The organism is Deltaproteobacteria bacterium HGW-Deltaproteobacteria-2, assembly GCA_002840505.1.
GTDB lineage: Bacteria > Desulfobacterota > Syntrophia > Syntrophales > Smithellaceae > Smithella.
This window is the reverse complement of the sequence record PHBC01000001.1, coordinates 171,082-190,172: the sequence shown is the minus strand read 5'-3', so window position 1 is coordinate 190,172 and position 19,091 is coordinate 171,082. Positions and strand designations below refer to the sequence as shown.

The following is a 19,091-nucleotide window of genomic DNA, read 5'->3' as shown; positions in this document are numbered from 1 at the left end:
TGCAAAATTTCAATTGGAAATAAACACAATTCGCACCTCACATTTTGTCGCCAAGATTTAATTGACATAGAAGAAAGCGTTTCTTATAGTATGAATAAGCAGGGTTTGACGTAAAGTATGAAAAACGAACATCCTAGAGTAAATTAAAAGGAATAGATCGTTATGAAAGAAGAAAGGAAAACGGAACGACTGAAAGATGTTAATGAGATCGTCATATCTGTCGTTTCCGGAAAAGATAATCTTCCTAAAGAAGAAATCTTATATAGCCACAGTAAGGATATCTCTGTGTCCGGTGCCAGAATTAGGGCCACTATTGTTTTACCTATTGATACCATCCTCAAGATGGATTTCACATTAAAGGATTTGCAACAAAAGATAACCGCCTTCGGAAAAGTAAAATGGATAAAAATCATCTTTGAGGACAGGTATTATGAAGCGGGCGTGGAATTCGTCAACACCCCCAGCGAAGCAATCAAGAAACTTGCGGATTACATCTCGTGGAAAAAAGAGTGTATACGTCTTAATCCTGCCTAAGTATACTTGTCTAAAATGTCTTACTCCCTGTAGCAAAGCATCCAGCAATTCTACAATAGATTAACCTTTTCAAACGGTAATCGTTAATTTATGGTGCTAGATTTTTAAGGGTTAGTTGGTGAACACAATAAAAAATGAAGAGCACCGCAATGCATTATATTCATAAGCTGTAATCAGCTTATTTTTATAACTGCTTTCTAGCAGTCAGCATTACCACTCAATACCCAAAAGTAAGGTTTGTTTTAATCACCTCCAGTGAAATGGTGTAACTTTCACTAATATCGTCTGGGCATTGCAGCACTCTTCAACTTTAAGATACTGCTGCTGATTGCTAATGTCAAGGGGTAAAAAAAGAAGCCTTTTACCCTTCAGATTTACATTTTTGTTTTCACGTGTTAATCTTCTTACAAAAGGGGAATAAAAATTTTGCATCAAAAATAACATAATTTCTTCTTTAAAATTTATGATAGTTCAACATAACCAGAAACCACGAATAATCATACCTAAGGGTAGCATACAGGGTAGCACGGGGGAAAATAAATATTCGGACAATTTGTTTAAATATTTGATTTTACTGGAGCCGATGACCAGAATCGAACTGGTGACCTACTGATTACGAATCATGTGTTCTTAGCTGTTTGTTTTATAAAACAGTTATTTATACTACGAAAAAATGACCACTTGCCACTATCTCTTTCACCTACAAACAAACGACTTTGAAAAGTCTTTACGTTGTGAATTACGATTTGAAAGGTGCAACATTTTGCATCAGCCGTATACGCTGTGGAACAAATCGGTTGCATGTGGTTGTTATGCCATATTTGATTTATTTAAATGATTCAACGATTGAGGCATCACCATGTTCGTCTTCTCGCCCTTCTTAAACCAAAAATCACATTTCTCGTGACCCTCGGCAAGGGTTATGGTTCGACTCACCCCAAACCTAACATATCTCTAAGAAACTTGTCCGTAGCACATATATACGGCGCCAATTCTAAAGAGTTTTGTGCGCTGAGAAACTTGCAGATAGCACACTCGTTGTAGTCAAAGCCGAAGTCAAAGTCACGGCCATTGCCATCTACATAGGTCATGACAAAATCACTGGGATACTTGCGCTTCTGAGATTCTATCGCCGACTTTTTCACGTGTCCTAAATACCATCGGGGAAAACAAATATAGCCAATCATCCATCGTACAAATTTTGGAATAACTTTGCACATCGCTTCGCTCATCTCATAAATCAGTTGTCCAGCATCCTTGACTGTTTGGCCATGTCTTTGTAGTACTCAATAAATCGTAAAAATTCGACTCGATGGAATCAGGAAGACTAGGAAAGGATTCTTATCACCAATGTAAGGAATCTGTGGTATCAGGATGTCATATTCATGGCGCGACTCCCTTATGAGGGCCTTGCCTTGCTCCTTACCGAAGCGAGAAATGAGTATTTTCTTGGCACAGGCAATAGATATATCGAAGTCCTTCAACAGCCAATACTTCCACGAAACGTAGTTATCGCTCATTTTCACCTATTTCATTTTAAATTGATTTTTACTAATTTCACTTTTCCAAATAAGTTTAATATCAATTAGCACATTTTCTTTTTTCAAAAAGAAAAATACAAATCATTATTGATTACGGATTGAAAGATAGTAATGCACTGCATAACTAGTAGGCACTGTGATGCAACGGAATTAGCATAAAAAAGTATTAAACAGGCATAATTTGAGCAGTGTCATTCTTTGACAGTTGAAAAAAGTAAAGCCAGAGGATAAAAGTAACCTATCTCTGGCTTTGTTGAAGACTTCTTCGAGTCAGCTAAAAATTGTACCTGAATCCGAAATAGATATTGTGACTTGCAAATGTCCACGTGCTGAAGTCTTGTTTAGGGTCTGCCGTAGCAAAGTACCGATATTTTAAATCGATGCTCATATGTGGATTAATGGCAAATGCAACGCCCGCACCAACTTGATAAGCAAATACCGTAGAATCAAAAGATGTATCGCTTATCTTGAGGTCGATTTTCGCCACACCAATTCCACCGCTGATGTATGGCGTAACGGGACTGCTGTTTACAAAATCGATGTATGCGTTTGCTAAGCCTGAAAGGGCTGACATATTGCTTGATGAAACAGTTCCAGAGATACAACCCCCTCCTGAACAAACGCTAGCCTTATCCATTTCATTCCGCTGGTATCCTATTTCTCCTTCAACTCTGAACATTCCAAAGTTATAACCGCCTGCAAAACCACCAGCAAAACCTAGTTTAAATTCCATCGTGCCATAATCTACCGGCTCTTTATAATCGCTATCGGTCAAGTATGCCCCACCCAACTGAGCACTGATATAAGGTCCAGTAGTAGCACTTAAGGAAATCCCCGGAAGCATCAACAACATGAACATAACAGCAACAACTGAAAAAGTCTTTTTCATGACATCCTCCTTTATTTAAGCCGAAAATATTTTAAATGAACAGGTATTTTATAATCATATTATAAAAAAATTATCAATCACTATAAAGAGAGTATTCAAATAAGTTGCCGTAGGATAAAGTATTATTAAATAATAGATGTAAAGATTTTTAAAAACTTCTTCATGTAATCTTCAGATCATCAGTCTCTATAAATTATATAACTTTTTAATCAGCAATAAACACTATTTAATGCTATTTTGTTATCCATTTTATTGACATACAATACATTTCTCTGTAATATTTCTGAATCAAATAATAATTACTTATCAAAATTGAATAATTTAAAAAACAAGGATTATCCATTGAAAAGAATATTATGTTTAATGGCTGTTGTTTTTCTGGTGTCTGCTGCTTTTGCTGAAGCAGGCATATCGAACAAAAATGAAAAATTAATTCAAGCTGCTGAAAAAGGCAACATTCAAGAGGTACAGAATGCTCTGACTGAAGGCGCTGAGGTTAATTTTATTAAAACGATAAAAACTATCAAAAAACATTCCCGTGCTTATTTAAGAAATGTGACAGCATTGATATTGGCATCAGAAAAAGGTTATACGGAGATCGTTAAATTACTTTTGGATAAGGGTGCTGATGTAAATGTGAAGGAAATCCCTGATGGGATAACTGCGCTCATGTGGGCATCACAAGGTGGCTATACGGAGATCTTCAAATTACTTTTGGAAAAAGGCGCTGATGTAAATGCAAAGAGAAAAGATGATAGAACAGTCCTTTGGATAGCATCTTGGTATGGCCATATAGATATTGTCAAATTACTTGTAGATAATGGTGTTGATGTAAATGTTAATAGTGATGGTATTGATGCTCTTTGGTGGGCATTGCGCGGTGGCCGTGTGGAGATTGCTAAACTTCTTTTAAACAAGGGGCGTTTTGATACAAATATAAAAATGACAGACGGCTCAACTTTTCTTATTAAGGCATCGGAGAACGGCTATCAAATAATTGTTAAACTTCTTTTGGAAAAAGGCGCTGACGTAAATATAAAGAATGATTATGGTGAAACAGCACTTTGGTGGGCATCACGAGGTGGCTATACAGAGATCGTCAAATTACTTTTGGATAAAGGTGCTAAAATAGATGGTGGTAATGGTAGAACTGCTCTTATGGAGGCATCAAGTGGCGGTTATATGGAAATTGTTAAACTTCTTTTGGATAATGGTGCTAAAATAAATGTAAATGATGATAATGGTAACACGGCGCTTATTCATGCATCAACTGGTGGTAATATAATCATCAAATTCTTTATAAATAGAGACAAGAATGTAAATAAAAATGTAACATCAAGCGACGAATTGGCGCTGCTAAAAGGATGGCAACAGCAATATACGGAAATAGTAGAACTTCTTTTAAGCAAAGGGGCTGATGTAAATGCAAAGAATGATTTTGGTGTAACTCCTCTAATGGGAGCATCGGAAAGTGGGCAGCTAGAAATTGTCAAACTTCTTTTAGATAAGGGGGCTGATGTAAATGCAAAGAATGATTTTGGTATAACTCCTCTAATGGTGCCATTGAAAATTAACTTCAGGAAGATTAAAGATATTTTATCTGATCAAGTTTTTTTGAAATTACATAATTTATATGTAGGAATCTTCAAACTTATTTTAGACAAAGGTGCTGATGTAAATGTAAAAGATGCTGAAGGGTATTCTATCCTAAAGATAGCAAAAAAGAATGGTCAAACAGAAATTATGGAAATACTTAACAAAGCGGGAGCAAAGGAATAAATGGTATAGACAAAACTGAAGACAAACCAATGTTGTGAATTAGTAAATGAAAGAAATAATCTAGACAATGCTTAATCGGACACTTCTAGATTATAAATGGAAATAAATAAGTAATGTGGTCACTTGTGGTCACTATTTTAAGAGAACCGATGACCAGAATCGAACTGGTGACCTACTGATTACGAATCAGTTGCTCTACCGGCTGAGCTACATCGGCATCCATTTATCAATATCTAAACAAGAGTTGTGATATTTATCTTAAGGGGTATTCCTTGTCAAGTTTTTACGCAATTTGCCATTTATTGGAATCATTATGATTATTTTTCTTCTGATTTTTATATGTCTTTACGGGGGAATTAATTTTTATGCCTTTTCCCGGACGAGAAACGTTTTGCATCTTTCCGGTAAAGTGCAAGCCATTGTAATAGTTTTGCTCGTTTTGATGATTCTGGCTCCTGTGATTATACGGCTGGCGGAAAGCCGTCATTTGGAAACATTGGCGAGGTCAATTGCCTATTTCGGTTATCTCTGGATGGCTTTTGTTTTTTTATTTTTCTTTCTGGATATCGCATTTAATTTACTCAGACACATATGTAAGTTTTTTTTCAAAAGCGCGGGAAGTGCTCCTGTTAGAAATATTGTCTTTGTTTTATCCATATTTGTTTCCTTTATTTTCGTTGTTTATGGATTTTTTGATGCCCAAAGAGTCCGGGTAAAAAAAATGGAAATTCATACAGAACAATCATTGCTTAATAATGGTAAAATCCGTATCGTCCAAATATCCGACGTGCATATTGGATTAATTGTCCGGGATAAACGTCTACAGAAGATAATCGATTGCGTGCAGGAAGCTAATCCCGATATTTTGGTTTCCACCGGAGACTTGTTGGATGGTGAACTAGACAATGTGATGCCGCAAGCCAGGCAACTTGCTCAAATTAGAACTCAGTACGGTAAATATGCAGTTACCGGCAATCATGAATATTATGCCGGGATCGGACATTCGTTGGAGTTTACTAAAAATGCGGGATTTGAAATCTTACGTGATGAAACCAGGCAAGTAGCGGGAATAAATATTATAGGCGTCGATGATGTGACCGGGAGAAAATTGGGTATGAGAAAGGATAATTCTCGTCCGGATTATGTATTGCCGGCAATACAAAGTAACGGCTTTATTTTATTGTTGAAACATCAGCCATTTGTCAATAATAATGAAAACTTCAACTTACAGCTTTCCGGACATACACATTGTGGCCAAATTTTCCCTTTTACGTTAATAACGCGCTTATTTTTCTCCAAAAACTGTGGATATTGTCAGTTTGGAAAAAACAAATCACTTTATGTTACCAGAGGTGCCGGAACTTGGGGGCCGCCGGTGCGTATTCTGGCGCAGCCGGAAATTACAATTATTGATTTAATCGGAAAGAAAATCGATTGAATTAATTTAATAATTATAATTTATATCTGTTCCAAAGACCGGATAGTGCAATCAGATAATAAAGTAGTAACATACCGAAAAAACATTTTCTATGAACCTTGATAAAATATTGTTTTTCCCTTGACAAGGGTAAAAAGCTTATATAGTGTTACAAATATTTTAAAAAATATAGTTGCCACGTCACATTTCCGGCACAATGTTATAGCGCATGTATTGAAGGGTGTTATACGGATTATTGCAATGTAATGGGAGCGACAAGACTCGTAAATATTTCAACCGGAGAATAATGAATAGTAAAATATTTATTAATTTATTGTCTGTTGTGTTTTTTGCGTGTACATTATTTGTGACCGTTCCCGCTATGGCACAGATTCCCATTAAAGGAATGCAGCTTGCTTTAAATAAAATTAGTGCGGAAGACGCAGACGCTGCTCTTGATGATGTATCTCCTGAAAACCTTCAGAAGAAATTAAAAGAACCGAAACAAGAAGTTTTACCTCAAAGCCTTCAGCCGGAAGTAAAAAAATCGAAACAAGATGACTCCCCTCAAAGTCTTCAGCAGGAAGTACAAGAGCTGAAGCGAGAAGTACAAAGAATGCGGGATGAAAGTGAAGCGCGCAAGCGACTGGAAGTTCCGGAGGAAGAAAAAAGCAAATCGGTAGAGGATATTCTTTCTGCCGTTAGTCGTCAATATACACTCTTGAAAAAGGGGACCGTCGGACTCGGATACACATTTGGTTACTCATACTATTCAGGGGATGTGATCAATGAATCGGCCGTCCCTTTCGCCATCGAACGTAGAAGCAGCCATAATATCGCCAATATTATTGATACTGAGTATGCAATCCTTAACAACCTGACCATCAGCGCGAACGTCCCTTTTGCTTACAAATACAATAAGGTGGGAACATCTTCCAGTCAGGATGCAACCGATTTTGGTGATATCTCCTTCGGTTTGCAGTGGCAGCCAATTAAAGCTGGAGGGAAACTCCCCACAACGATATTAAGTGCCGGAGTTACTATACCTACCGGAAGCAGTCCCTACAAAATTGATCCGGATCAGTCGTTACCGACCGGCAATGGTTATTATTCATTCAGCGGCGGAGTTTCTCTCAGTAAGACGCTGGATCCACTTGTTGCCTTCGGCAATTTGATTTACAGCTATGGTCTTCCGGTAAGCGGTCTGTCTCAGTACTGGACATCTGCGGGCGAGAGTGGTGCTACTCTGACTAAAGTCGAACCAGGCAGTTCTATCGGCTTTGCCCTGGGTTTCGGTTACGCTCTTTCTTATCAGGCATCATTGAACTTAAGCACTCAGTTCAGCTACGCTTTCGGCAGTAAATATGTTTTTAGCAATGCTGGAGTTATTGAAAGTGGCAGTTCCGTCTCTTCTACCTTCAACGTCGGAACCGGGTGGCGGGTGACTCCGGCACGATCCATATATCTGACGTTAAGTATAGGATTGACTGTTAACGATCCTGACTTTTCCTTAGCGGTCAGGGTGCCGTTTGATTTTTAAGGATTTTCCCCAAAATGTTAAAGATATAATAGGAGAAACTCAGGTAAAGAATTACAGATATACAACAACTGTTTTTTAAACCGTTTAGTAATAAAAGGATAGTTTGAAATTCAGGAAGCAACAAGCCATAGGCAATTATATGTTTGATTTTGTTTTCTTTCTTTTCCCATGTCACGAAGGGAAAAAGAAAGTTGTTTACTGGAAACAGGAAGGATTAATTTTCTTATAATCAAACAATCCGGGAGCAATGATATGAAAAAGATTTTAGAATTAACAATGTTTATTGCCCATCTGCCGTTATCGGGATTTCTCTGTTTTCGTGTGAAAAGATTTAATTTGCCGGGGTTATCCCATTTGCGGATATTACTTTGCTTTGTCATATGCATGGTAATGGCTGCAAGCCAATTCCTCAATCCACCGCAGGTAGAAGGAGCGTTCCATGAACAACTGGCCGTTGATACCCGGGCCATTGCACTTGCCAACAATGTTACTGCGGATCCTCCCGGCATCCTGTCAATTCACTACAATCCTGCCGGCCTTTCACTTTTAGGTGACGGCAATTATATTAGTTTGGGAGCCATTCTGCCGATCATCAATAAAACCTCAAGGGTAAGCAAAGATCCTAACTTTGAGGGCTTTCATGATCTAAATGGTAACTTAATAAAAGACCCGCTTTGGGGCACTCAGAATGGTCCCGATCGTTTTAGCGGTAATTCCTGGAGTGGCACAGAGGGAAGCAATACTTCCGGTAAAATGTACATTCCGGTTCTGGACACTACCCTGGATTTTCTAGTAGCACCCATACTCGGTCTTTCGCATCGAAATCCCGGTTCAAAATGGACGTTTGCTTACAGCGCTTATGTTCCCTTTGCCGTCGGAATGAATAATGGAGATAAATCCGATCCGTCAAGGTGGGATGGAGAAGCTGTGTATTGGCAGCACCTGATCTATATTGGTCCTGGGGTAAGTTATCAGGTAAACAAGACTCTTTCTGTTGGTGCTTCTTTAGGGGTGGGGCAATCAGCGCTGGGTGTTGGCACAGAGGTAAGGGCGCCAAATGCCATAGTGAATCTGACAAAAACCCTGGGAGATGCAACCCAGGGTATGGGGAATCCGCTTTTTGACCTTACAATTCCCATGCCTTTGTTCGGTGGCGGAATAGGTCCATATGATTCAATAGGACATTTATCTCTAAGTGCTCATGATGATTTTTCTCCATCATTTAATTTAGGTGTTCTCTGGGGACCCTTTGACTGGATTTCCTTTGGAATATCTTACCAAAGCGCCATCAAAACGCACTTAAGTGGGAAATATCAGCTGACATACAGTGAACAATGGCAAAATATGGTTGAATGGTGCGGAAAATCTGCTTTGATGCAGATTATATCCATGGCGCTTGATCTGCCCTATCAACGTGTTGGCGAACAGGCTGGAACAATTACGGCAGATAGAGAAATACCACAAATTGTCAATTTGGGAATCAAGCTCAAGCCGATCAAAAGGTTATCTCTTCTTGCCGATGTGCATTGGGCAAACTGGTCGTCCGTTAAACAGGACTATTTCGTTTTTGATCAGAAAATCCAGCTCCTCCAATTAGCCAAGTATATGGGTTATAATGGTGGTGACAGTATTCTGCTTCTGGAACGTAACTGGAAAGATACCTGGAACTGGGGAGTCGGTGCGGAATATCAGGCGCTGGACTGGCTTATGCTTCGTGCCGGCTATGAAAATCGGATTTCCTCTGTTCAGGCTATATATTACGATGCCATATATGCCCTTCCCACACTGGATTACTATGGAGCTGGGTTAGGGATCAAAGGATCGGGCCTGGGCATCAAAATGTTGAGAGATATAGATATCGATCTCGCGGTAGGTTACCTGGTTAATAAATCGTACAAAGTCAGTAATAACACCAGTAGCAATATGAACTCCACCGTTCTCGGCAGTGGAGTTATGAACCCCTTTGCCGGATTGAATTACGAGCAGGAAACAGCTGCCTACTTAGGCTCTGTCAAGGCCACCATGCCTTTGGATATTGTTACCACTGCCCTTTCTAAGACGATTGATGTGTTGAATCCCTTTAGTAAAAAGTCGGCTTCAGCTAAAACTGGTTTGAAGACCACGGAAAATGTTGTAGTAGATTCACCATCGACGACGGCTATAGATAATTTACGAGTTGAAGGACAATCCTATTATATAGAAAACAGTGATTAGTATAAAAACCATTTATACATTGCTTTAATAATTCCCCTCAGCCATGTTTGTGATTGAGGGGAATTTGCGTTTTAACCGGTATGTCGTCCCATTTATATTGGTAGAAAATCCGCTTGTGTATCAATATAAAACTTGTTTCAAATCCTGTTTTTGTTTCCAGCATAAAATAACCTATACCGTGTTCTAGCGTGTAGCAGGTCATCTCTGCCCGTTGGTCATGAATTGAAGCTCATGTTCCTTCTGCCGAATATCGTCTTTCATCGTTTGCAGGTGATCTTTTTTTAGCTTGTAACAATCACTGATATTCTTTTCATAGATATCGTAGATGACCCTTCCGGCATTCGGATCCAGATTAACGTACAAGGTGAATACATTAAGAAGAACCTCCGGATTGCTGACGTCTTGGAAGCGCGATGGACCAAGATCAACTGAGCTGATTTCCGGCGGAATGGTGGAAAGCAGTGATTTGTGAATCAATATAGCGGCATTTTGTTCAAAGTATAAAAGCCGCCATTCGCCTCCGGCTCTCAGAAAATCGAAAATTAAGGGAAGTTCCCGGTAATGGATTATTGCGATTTTGAAAGGATACTTTTTATTAAAATGTTGTAGAGTTTCACTGGTTACGGGATTGCCGGTAAAGGCCCAGTAATCGGCAGCAACTTGTTTACTGAACGGCATAAAACGAGGATCAATAAAAATTTTGTAATCGGGATAGAGATCCCATATCAGATAGCCGCCGATAACATAGTCGTTAAAGATAGGGCCTTCTAACCGATATTTTTTCAAAAAAGCTACTTCCTTGGCCGGTACGAAATTGTCGAGACCGGCACCGAACCATTTGTTGTCCGTATTGTATCTGAAAGTGAAATAGGTGATGTTGATAAAAAAGAAAAAGAAAATGAGCAAAGACAAAATGGTTGCCCTGCCGGAAACATTTTTTAATTTCAAACGGTTGAGCAGGTAGAAGAATGAGAAAAAAAAGCCGAAGGGGAAAAGGTAACTCGCCCTGGTGGCTCTCATGCTTGCCCAGTATAAGACGATATTTAAAATCAGCAAAGTAAAATCACAGGATCTCTTTTTGATAAGTTCATAAAGAAAAAGGCAGCCCATCAAAAACATCATTAGGGTCATGATCCAGGCAGTTTGTCCCAATCTGAAGAATGAAATATCCATATCTTTTAAATATGGCCAGAGGCTTACATAGGCCTGAATATGCGTACTGGTTATGTTATAGGCCTCGGAAGTTATTGCATTATAAATGCTCAATAGGTAATTGATGCCATAAGGATTCAGCAAAGTTGCAGCCAAAGACAGAGCAATTGCGGCGCCGAGATTGGTCAGTTCTTTAATAGTAAATGCTTCTTCAGGTAAAAAAATTCTGTTTAAAAGTTCACCTATGAAAAAGCAGGCAAACACACCGAATCCCAGGATGAAAGCGCCGTGCAAATTAGTCCAGAGGGCAAAAATCAATGGATAAAGATAAAAAAGAAACGTTTGACGAGTCAGTTTGACATAAAAAAAGATAAATATTATCCAGCAAAATAGGAGAACGGAAAACAATTCAGGTTTGTAGTAACTGCAGGAGAGGGAGCTGGCAATACCAATGGCGGCAATGATGGTGATGCTGGTTACATCAAGCCGTCGGCGAATCAGGCGTAGAAAAATATAAAATGAAAGAAAAACTCCCAAGAATATCAGACATTGGAAGATCCACAAACCAAACCCTCCCATGAGACTGTAAGCCAGATAAATAACAATACTTCCCAGGCATGTGTTATAAACCCAGGTCGGATCGGCAGGTGTCCAGGAAAAAATAGAATGGTCTATAATAAGAGTGTGGTGAGTCAGATAATATTTGCCGAGCGTCATTTGCCACCACAAGTCGTAATCTATCCGGTCGACAGGATATCTCAGCAGAATCAGGACTGGCAGAAGCATTATCAATGTCCACTTTAGATAACTGGAAGAAGCCAATTTCCCCGAGAAGGCAAAGAAAGAAGACATTATTGAGAAACGATTGTCCTGAGGATTAATCGCGTCATTGACTGATTGGGTAGTTGTCGTTGCCTTTGTCTTACTTTTGTGCATAAGGATTCTTCTCTTATTTTTTAATAAATGTCAAACGGTTGCCGGATTCGGCTATGCAGAAGGGAATAGAACATTTTGTTTCTTTGCCAAAGTGATAAATTGACACTGCTTAAGTTTTCTCTTGACAAATATCTTCAGTTTGATTATATGGCCTCCAAATAGAGGATAAGTTTTTCATGATGGACAGAAAACTGACTGCAAACAACAATGCTTATTATTATTGGTTTTATACCTATTTTGCATCGGTCTGTCCGTCGCTAAGGATGACTTGTTAGGTTAAAATAAACCAAAACAGCCATGGGCAGATCGAAAGAGCTCCCATGGCTTTTCTTTTTTTAGGCCATGGCAGCAAAAGCCCTGGCCTTTTTTAATTCAGGAGGGAGAAAGAATGATCATTGTAATGAAAAATCAGGCTACAGAAAAGCAAATTGAAGATGTGATTCGCTGGATTGAATCTGTCGGATATAAAGCGCATCCTTCAATCGGTGTTGAACGGACAATTATCGGGGCAGTCGGTGACAATCGCGACAAGGGAATCCTTAAGTACGCGGAGTCTTTGCCGGGGGTAGAAAAAACCATGCCGATTTTAAAACCCTACAAGCTGGCCAGTCGCGAATCGCACGAAGGTAATACTGTGGTTTCGGTAGGTTCAATCAAAATCGGCGGTCCGGACTTCGTTGTAATTGCCGGTCCATGTGCGATTGAAAGCGAAGAACAATTATTAGAAAGCGCCTATATCGCCAAAAAGGGTGGCGCCCAGATTCTTAGAGGCGGCGCCTACAAACCGCGCACTTCTCCATATAGCTTCCAGGGTATGGAAAAAGAAGGCTTAAAGGTATTAAATCAGGTTAGCGCGCGAACAAATCTACCGACGGTTACGGAAGTGGTCAATCCCGCTGATGTTGATCTTGTGGAATCTTATGCCGACATGCTGCAAATCGGTGCGCGTAATGTCCAGAATTTTGCCCTGCTCAAAGAAGTCGGCCGTTCGAAAAAGCCGGTACTTTTAAAAAGAGGCATGATGACCACCATCGAAGAGCTGCTGATGTCGGCGGAATATATCCTTTCATCGGGTAATCCCCATGTGGTTCTTTGCGAACGTGGTATCCGAACTTTTGAAACGGCCACAAGAAACACTTTGGATCTAAGCGCTGTTCCGGTATTAAAAAGTTTGACTCATCTGCCGGTTATTGTTGATCCAAGTCATGCTGCCGGTCATTGGAAATATGTGATCCCGTTGTCCTGCGCGGCGGTTGCTGTTGGCGCCGATGGTCTTATCGTGGAAGTTCACCCGGAACCGGAAAAAGCCGTTTCCGATGGAGCGCAGTCGCTGAAACCGGAGAAGTTTTATCAACTAATGGATGAGTTAAGAGCGATTGCCGCGGTAATGAAACATTAATCACGTGACCTGGCAGATGTCGATTTCCGCCAATGGCGGTTCAATTGACTTTTGCAAAAGTTGAGTCTAATACTAGTCTTGATTTTATGTCTTATGTAATGATGCTTTGAAGAAGAAAAAGGAATGAATATATGCGAACAATAAAAGTTAATCTCGATAAGAAAATTCGATCATCTTATGAAATTCGTATCGGTAAAGATATAATCGACAGAATGGCGCTGATTATTGCCAAAAACCATAAAGCGGAGCGTTATGTGGTGATTACTGACGATTGTGTCGGCAGTCTTTACGGTAAAAAGTTCCTTGCCGGTTTAGAAGATGTCGGATTAAATGTAAATTTAATAGAATTCCCCGCAGGCGAAGCTTCCAAGAATATCAGTACTGTGCTGGATATTGCAGGGAAATTACTGCAATTAGGAGCTGATCGTGAGACTCTTCTACTTGCTTTAGGCGGTGGAGTTGTAGGCGACGTTACCGGTTTTATCGCCTCTGTTTTTATGCGTTCTGTGCCTTATATTCAGATTCCCACAACGCTGGTTGCACAAGTGGACAGCAGTATAGGTGGAAAAACAGCCGTTGATCTTACCCACGGGAAAAATCTGCTGGGGACATTTTATCAACCATGCGCTGTTTTTACGGATTTGAGCTTTTTAGAAACGCTGCCGGAAAAAGAATTTAATAACGGGCTCTCGGAAATTATCAAATACGGCATCATTGATGATGAAAAAATGTTTCATACCATGGAAAACAACATGGAAGCGATAAAATTAAAAGATCCGAAACTTGTGCTGAATATAGTGGAAGCATGTTGCCGCATTAAAAAATCAATTGTCGAAATTGATGAAAAAGATCAAGGTCTACGGCATATTCTTAATTTTGGCCACACATTGGGACACGCTCTGGAAACAATGTCCCAGTATACAATAACGCATGGCGAAGGTGTTGCTTTAGGGATGATCGCGGCGGCGCGTCTTTCCGAAAAAATGAGCTACCTGGAAAGCAATGAAGCTAAACGCATCGAAACGCTTATCCGCGAAGCAGGTTTGCCCTGGAAAATACCGGAGACTTTTTTTGCTGATAATATTATTGCTGCTTTGCAAATGGATAAAAAGAAAAAAGGTGACATTATCCGTTTTGTTTTGTTAAAGAAAATAGGAATGCCTTTTATTATTGGAAGTATTAAACCAGAAATGATTACCGCAGTGATTGAGGAGATGAAAGAATGAGACTGCTGGAAACGTTAAGGGAAAACATGAAAGAAAAAGATCGGGAGATTATCCGTTTGTTGAATGAACGGGCGCAAATATCCGTCCAGATCGGTAAGGTTAAAGGTGAAGGCGGTATTGACGTATATGACCCTGCGCAGGAAGCAAAGGTTCACAGATATTTGCAGGAATTAAATTCAGGTCCTCTGCCGAGTGAGGCGGTAACATCGATTTTTCGGGAAATTATTTCCGCATCGCGCAGTCTGCAAAAACCGACGACGGTCGCTTTTTTCGGAGCCGAAGCTTCTTTTACACATCAAGCGGCACGTTTAAATTTTGGTGAGTCCAGCCATTATTTCCCTCAGCCTAGAATTGATCGTGTGTTCGATGAAGTCGAAAAAGGTTCTGTAGATTGGGGTGTTGTTCCAGTGGAAAATTCGCTGGAAGGATCGGTGAATATTACGCTTGACCATCTGATTACAACATCACTGAAAATCAGAGCGGAGATTTTTTTACGGATCAGCCAGTGTCTTATTTCTTCGGCCGAAAGTATGAAAGACATCAAAAAAATTTATTCTCATCCTCAGCCATTAGCGCAATGTCAGATATGGCTAAAAACCAATTTGCCCAATTGTATACTGGGTGAAACAGAAAGCACAACCGCCGCTGTTCAGATGGTGCGGGGTAAAAAGAATGAAGCGGCTATAGGCAGTTTGCTTGCCGCCCATATTTACGGATTGAATATACTTGCTGAAGGCATTGAAGATAATTCTTCCAACACGACACGATTTTTGGTTATAGGTAGAGGAGAAAATGCCGCGACAGGCAATGATAAGACCTCTTTGATTTTTGCCACACCGCATTCACCGGGTTCTCTTCATCGGGCACTGTCGTCCTTTGCCCGGCGAAAAATTAATTTGGCAAAAATAGAATCGCACCCTGTAAAGGAGAAATTGTGGGAATACAGCTTTTTCGTGGACATTATCGGTCACATAACAGATAGGCAGGTGAACAGCTGCCTGGAAGAATTGGAGGGGAAAACAACTTTTCTCAAGATATTGGGATCCTATCCGAAAATGGAAGGCATATTATGATTTGTGTTCCCATTACAGCCAGAACAAAAAAAGAAGCTTTGCATAGTATTGAAAGAAGTTGTCAGTTTGCCGATTTTATCGAACTGAGAATGGATTTGATCAATGGCGGAAGGCTTGAGGAATTTATTTCAATTGCCCGCAACAATTCCGATTCGGTTAAAATAATTGTTACTTGCAGGGAAAAAGAAGAAGCAGCTTCTGCCGGAAGAGCGATGCTCTCAAAAAGTTATGTAAGATGTACAGAAGAAAAAATAGCACTGCTCAAAGAAGCAATCGAGTTGGGTGCTGATTTCGTGGATATCGAGCTCGCGAAAGGACTTGCGGTAATTAAAGATCTGCAGTCTTTTTGTTCAAAACACGGGGGAAAAACAAAAATCATTATTTCCTACCATAATCTTAAAGAGACTCCCTCGCTGACAAAATTAAAAAAGATATTTTATCAAAGCGTGCAGTTTAAACCGGCTATTGTAAAAATAGTTACTACAGCGAAGACTGCTGAAGATAATCTGATAACGCTGAGTTTAATTTCTTACGCTAAAGAGCGTTCTCAAAAAATAATTTCTTTGTGCATGGGAGACAAAGGCGGCATCAGTCGTGCCATAGCTCCTTTTTTGGGGAATTATTTGAGTTTTGCCGCATTAAAACAAGAAGGGCAGTCTGCGCCGGGACAGTTTACTGTTGGCGGGATGAAACAAATTAATGAACTATTTAAAGACAAAGAAGCTTTATCTTCAGAGATGGCTTTACCTAAACAAACATTTCAACCTCAGCATTATATTCTGCTGGGCAATCCGGTGGGGCAAAGTCTCTCGCCGATCATGCATAATGCTGCGTTAAAAAAAATGAGTGTTGAAGGAAACTACAGCGCTTTTTGTGTTCACGATTTAAGGGGCGCGATACAGGGTATGAGGGCAATGAATATTTGTGGCGCCAGCATCACCATTCCTTTTAAGGTTGCTGTTATGGAATACCTGGATGATGTTGACGATGACGCGCTGAAAATCGGAGCTGTGAACACAATTATCAATCATCATGGTTGCCTGATCGGTTACAATACCGACTGGTTGGGACTTATTGTTACAATCCGGGAAGCAATGCCGATTAAAAATAAAACTTTTGTAATTATTGGTGCGGGCGGAACAGCGCGGGCGGCAGCTTATGGAATAATAAAAGAAGGCGGATTCCCGATGATTGTTAATCGCACGTTGAAAAAGGGAGAAATTCTTTCCCGCAAATTGAACTGTCCGTTTTATTCCCTTGCCGAAATCGGCAAAATCAAAGCTGACTGCCTGATCAATACAACTCCTGTAGGCATGTATCCTAAGGATAAATCGCCGGTGAAAGCTGCTATTCTGAGTAATTATAAATATGTGGTGGATGTTATATACAATCCGATAAAGACAAAATTACTTAAGGATGCGCAAAAGCAAGGATGCGGTATTATTTCCGGTTTGGACATGTTTGTAAACCAGGGAGCAGAGCAATTACGACTATGGACGGGCAAAGAACCGCCACGAGCTTTGATGAAAAAAACAATATTAGAAAGGTTGACTCAAGTTGAATAATAAAGACGTTCATTTTGAAGAAGTATCTGCGACTATTCATGTGCCCGGTTCCAAGAGCCTGACCCAGCGGGCACTGGTGGCTGCCGCTTTGGCGCAGAATAATTCTTTCATCAGCAATGCTCTTGTTTCCCAGGACACAACATATCTGATTGAAGGATTGCAAACATTGGGTGCGCAAATTGTGTCCATGGAGGACGGTTTTAATATTTCCGGTACAGCCGGTAAAATAATAAACACAGGTAAAGAATTATTTTTGGGAAATAACGGCACCGCGTTGCGATTTCTTACGGCACTGGTCTGTCTGGGCAGCGGCAAATACGTTCTGACCGGTGAAAAGCGGCTTTGTGAAAGGCCGGTAGGCGCTCTGGCGGATGCGTTAAAAGAAATGGGTGTTGATATACTTACCCGGGGAAATTGCCCGCCGGTTCAAATAAATGCCAACGGCCTGAAGGGAGGAAAGATAACCCTTCAGAATATTGAAAGCTCACAATACGTGTCAGCGCTGCTTCTTTGCGCGCCCTACACGAAAAAAGGCATGGATTTAACTTTGCAGGGAGGCGTTGTTTCTACTCCTTACATAGATCTGACTATTGCCGTGATGAAAGATTTCGGCGCTGAGATTACCCAAACAGGAAAGTATGAATATCATGTTACGGCCGGCGAAATTTATCAGGGACGCAAATATCTCGTTGAAGGAGATGCTTCCAGTGCTTCCTATTTTTTTCTGGCTGCGATGCTTTTAAGAAAAACAGTCAGAGTTACGGGGATCAACCGGCAAAGCAAGCAGGGAGATATGCACTTGCTGAGTGTTTTGGAAGAATTGGGCTGCAAGGTAAAATCAGAAGAAAGTTGGGTAGAAGTATCCGGCAATAATCTGGCGGAAGGTGATTTTACTTTCGACCTGAACGATATGCCGGATATGGTGCCTACTTTGGCTGTGCTGGCCGCTTTCCGTAAAGGCCGAACGGTTATAAGCAATGTAGCGCATTTGAGAATAAAAGAAAGCAACCGTCTGGCAGCTCTGGTTACCGAATTGAACCGTACAGGTATTGAAGCAAGGGAAATGCCGGATGGACTTGTGATTCAGGGTGGAAAAATGCGACCGGCAAAAATTGAAACCTATAACGACCATCGTATGGCCATGAGCTTTGCCATTGCCGGTCTTGTCGCCAGCGGCATTGAAATCAGCGATAAAAAATGTGTTGATAAATCGTTTCCCACTTTCTGGGAGGAATTGAGAAAAATATGAATGTTGTCTTAATCGGTTATCGGGCAACAGGAAAATCCACAGTAGGCAAAATTCTTTCCACTAAGCTGAAAATTGCTTTTTGTGATACCGATTTGCTGGTGGAAAAGAAAATGGCGATGCCGATTAGAGAAATTGTTGCGCTTCATGGGTGGGATTATTTTCGCATCAAAGAAAAAGAGACAATTAAAACTCTGACGAAAAAAAAATCGGCTATTATTGCTACGGGTGGTGGAGTAGTTTTGGACCAGGAGAATGTAAATCTTTTAAAGCAGACAAGTGTAATAATCTGGCTTAATGCTCCCGTGCCGGATATTGTCAAGCGGCTCAGCAAAGATGCGCAGAGCAAGGCTATAAGACCGCAGTTTACAACTGGAAATATTGCTGAGGAGACTGTCGATGTCATGAAGCAAAGGCTTCCTTTATATGAAGGAGCCGCTGATTATATTGTGGATACAACAGGTAAAAAAGCTATACAAGTTGCCGAAGAAATTTATCAGTATTTGCGTAAATCGGGAAATTTGGATAAAATAAATAAAAAGTAATATCGTTTCTAAATCAGAGATGATATCGAGGCGGC

The 19,091-nt window shown here is 40.3% G+C and carries 16 protein-coding genes and 1 tRNA gene; 12 read left to right on the top strand and 5 right to left on the bottom strand.

Annotated features, from left to right (window positions below; translation table 11 throughout):
• The first annotated feature begins 162 nt into the window (after positions 1-162).
• A complete protein-coding gene (locus CVU62_00885) occupies positions 163-534 on the top strand; it encodes a hypothetical protein (GenBank protein ID PKN38787.1) in 372 nt (123 codons plus the stop codon).
• Positions 535-780: 246 nt separating this feature from the next.
• Here the strand turns inward: CVU62_00885 and CVU62_00880 are convergent, their stop codons facing one another.
• Positions 781-978: a hypothetical protein gene (locus CVU62_00880; GenBank protein ID PKN38786.1), complete on the bottom strand. Its 198-nt coding sequence runs from the start codon at positions 976-978 to the stop codon at positions 781-783.
• A 488-nt stretch (positions 979-1,466) separates the two neighbouring features.
• Positions 1,467-1,766, bottom strand: coding sequence for a hypothetical protein (locus CVU62_00875; GenBank protein ID PKN38785.1), 300 nt, complete (start codon positions 1,764-1,766; stop codon positions 1,467-1,469).
• 153 nt (positions 1,767-1,919) lie between these two features.
• Between CVU62_00875 and CVU62_00870 the strand changes: the two genes are divergently transcribed.
• Positions 1,920-2,123, top strand: a complete 204-nt coding sequence (locus tag CVU62_00870; GenBank protein PKN38784.1) for a hypothetical protein — start codon at positions 1,920-1,922, stop codon at positions 2,121-2,123.
• 226 nt (positions 2,124-2,349) lie between these two features.
• Here CVU62_00870 and CVU62_00865 read toward each other — a convergent pair whose 3' ends face one another.
• Positions 2,350-2,964, bottom strand: coding sequence for a hypothetical protein (locus CVU62_00865; protein PKN38783.1), 615 nt, complete (start codon positions 2,962-2,964; stop codon positions 2,350-2,352).
• Positions 2,965-3,306: 342 nt separating this feature from the next.
• On the opposite strand from CVU62_00865, the gene CVU62_00860 reads away from it, so the two are divergent.
• A complete protein-coding gene (locus tag CVU62_00860) occupies positions 3,307-4,743 on the top strand; it encodes a hypothetical protein (protein ID PKN38782.1) in 1,437 nt (478 codons plus the stop codon).
• Positions 4,744-4,887: 144 nt separating this feature from the next.
• On the opposite strand, the gene CVU62_00855 is transcribed toward CVU62_00860, so the two are convergent.
• Positions 4,888-4,960, bottom strand: a tRNA-Thr gene (locus tag CVU62_00855).
• Between the two features lie 96 nt (positions 4,961-5,056).
• Between CVU62_00855 and CVU62_00850 the strand changes: the two genes are divergently transcribed.
• The 3 genes from CVU62_00850 (at position 5,057) to CVU62_00840 (ending at position 9,914) form a co-directional block, all read left to right on the top strand.
• Positions 5,057-6,181 carry a metallophosphoesterase gene (locus CVU62_00850; GenBank protein ID PKN38781.1) on the top strand — a complete coding sequence of 375 codons (1,125 nt, stop codon included), beginning with the start codon at positions 5,057-5,059 and terminating at the stop codon, positions 6,179-6,181.
• A 286-nt stretch (positions 6,182-6,467) separates the two neighbouring features.
• Entirely contained in the window at positions 6,468-7,700 is a 1,233-nt protein-coding gene (locus CVU62_00845) for a hypothetical protein (protein PKN38780.1), read from the top strand.
• Positions 7,701-7,868: 168 nt separating this feature from the next.
• On the top strand, positions 7,869-9,914 hold the full coding sequence (locus CVU62_00840; protein PKN38779.1) for a hypothetical protein: 2,046 nt from the start codon (positions 7,869-7,871) through the stop codon (positions 9,912-9,914).
• Positions 9,915-10,112: 198 nt separating this feature from the next.
• Here CVU62_00840 and CVU62_00835 read toward each other — a convergent pair whose 3' ends face one another.
• Positions 10,113-12,002 carry a hypothetical protein gene (locus CVU62_00835; protein ID PKN38778.1) on the bottom strand — a complete coding sequence of 630 codons (1,890 nt, stop codon included), beginning with the start codon at positions 12,000-12,002 and terminating at the stop codon, positions 10,113-10,115.
• Positions 12,003-12,390: 388 nt separating this feature from the next.
• Here CVU62_00835 and aroF point away from each other — a divergent pair, with 388 nt between their 5' ends.
• The 6 genes from aroF to CVU62_00805 all read left to right on the top strand — a co-directional run bounded on the left by aroF (position 12,391) and on the right by CVU62_00805 (position 19,056).
• Positions 12,391-13,401 (top strand): 3-deoxy-7-phosphoheptulonate synthase, encoded by a 1,011-nt coding sequence (gene aroF, locus CVU62_00830; GenBank protein PKN38777.1) that lies wholly within the window; start codon positions 12,391-12,393, stop codon positions 13,399-13,401.
• A gap of 131 nt (positions 13,402-13,532) precedes the next feature.
• The gene (aroB, locus tag CVU62_00825) at positions 13,533-14,627 is read left to right on the top strand and encodes a 3-dehydroquinate synthase (protein ID PKN38776.1); all 1,095 of its coding nucleotides are present in this window, start codon (positions 13,533-13,535) and stop codon (positions 14,625-14,627) included.
• A complete protein-coding gene (locus CVU62_00820; GenBank protein ID PKN38775.1) occupies positions 14,624-15,700 on the top strand; it encodes a prephenate dehydratase in 1,077 nt (358 codons plus the stop codon). Before aroB ends, CVU62_00820 begins: the two co-directional genes overlap by 4 nt.
• Entirely contained in the window at positions 15,697-17,265 is a 1,569-nt protein-coding gene (locus CVU62_00815) for a hypothetical protein (protein PKN38774.1), read from the top strand. The genes CVU62_00820 and CVU62_00815 overlap by 4 nt, the downstream gene beginning before the upstream one ends.
• Positions 17,258-18,514, top strand: coding sequence for a 3-phosphoshikimate 1-carboxyvinyltransferase (gene aroA, locus CVU62_00810; GenBank protein ID PKN38773.1), 1,257 nt, complete (start codon positions 17,258-17,260; stop codon positions 18,512-18,514). Before CVU62_00815 ends, aroA begins: the two co-directional genes overlap by 8 nt.
• The gene (locus CVU62_00805; GenBank protein ID PKN38772.1) at positions 18,511-19,056 is read left to right on the top strand and encodes a shikimate kinase; all 546 of its coding nucleotides are present in this window, start codon (positions 18,511-18,513) and stop codon (positions 19,054-19,056) included. The genes aroA and CVU62_00805 overlap by 4 nt, the downstream gene beginning before the upstream one ends.
• Positions 19,057-19,091: the final 35 nt, after the last annotated feature.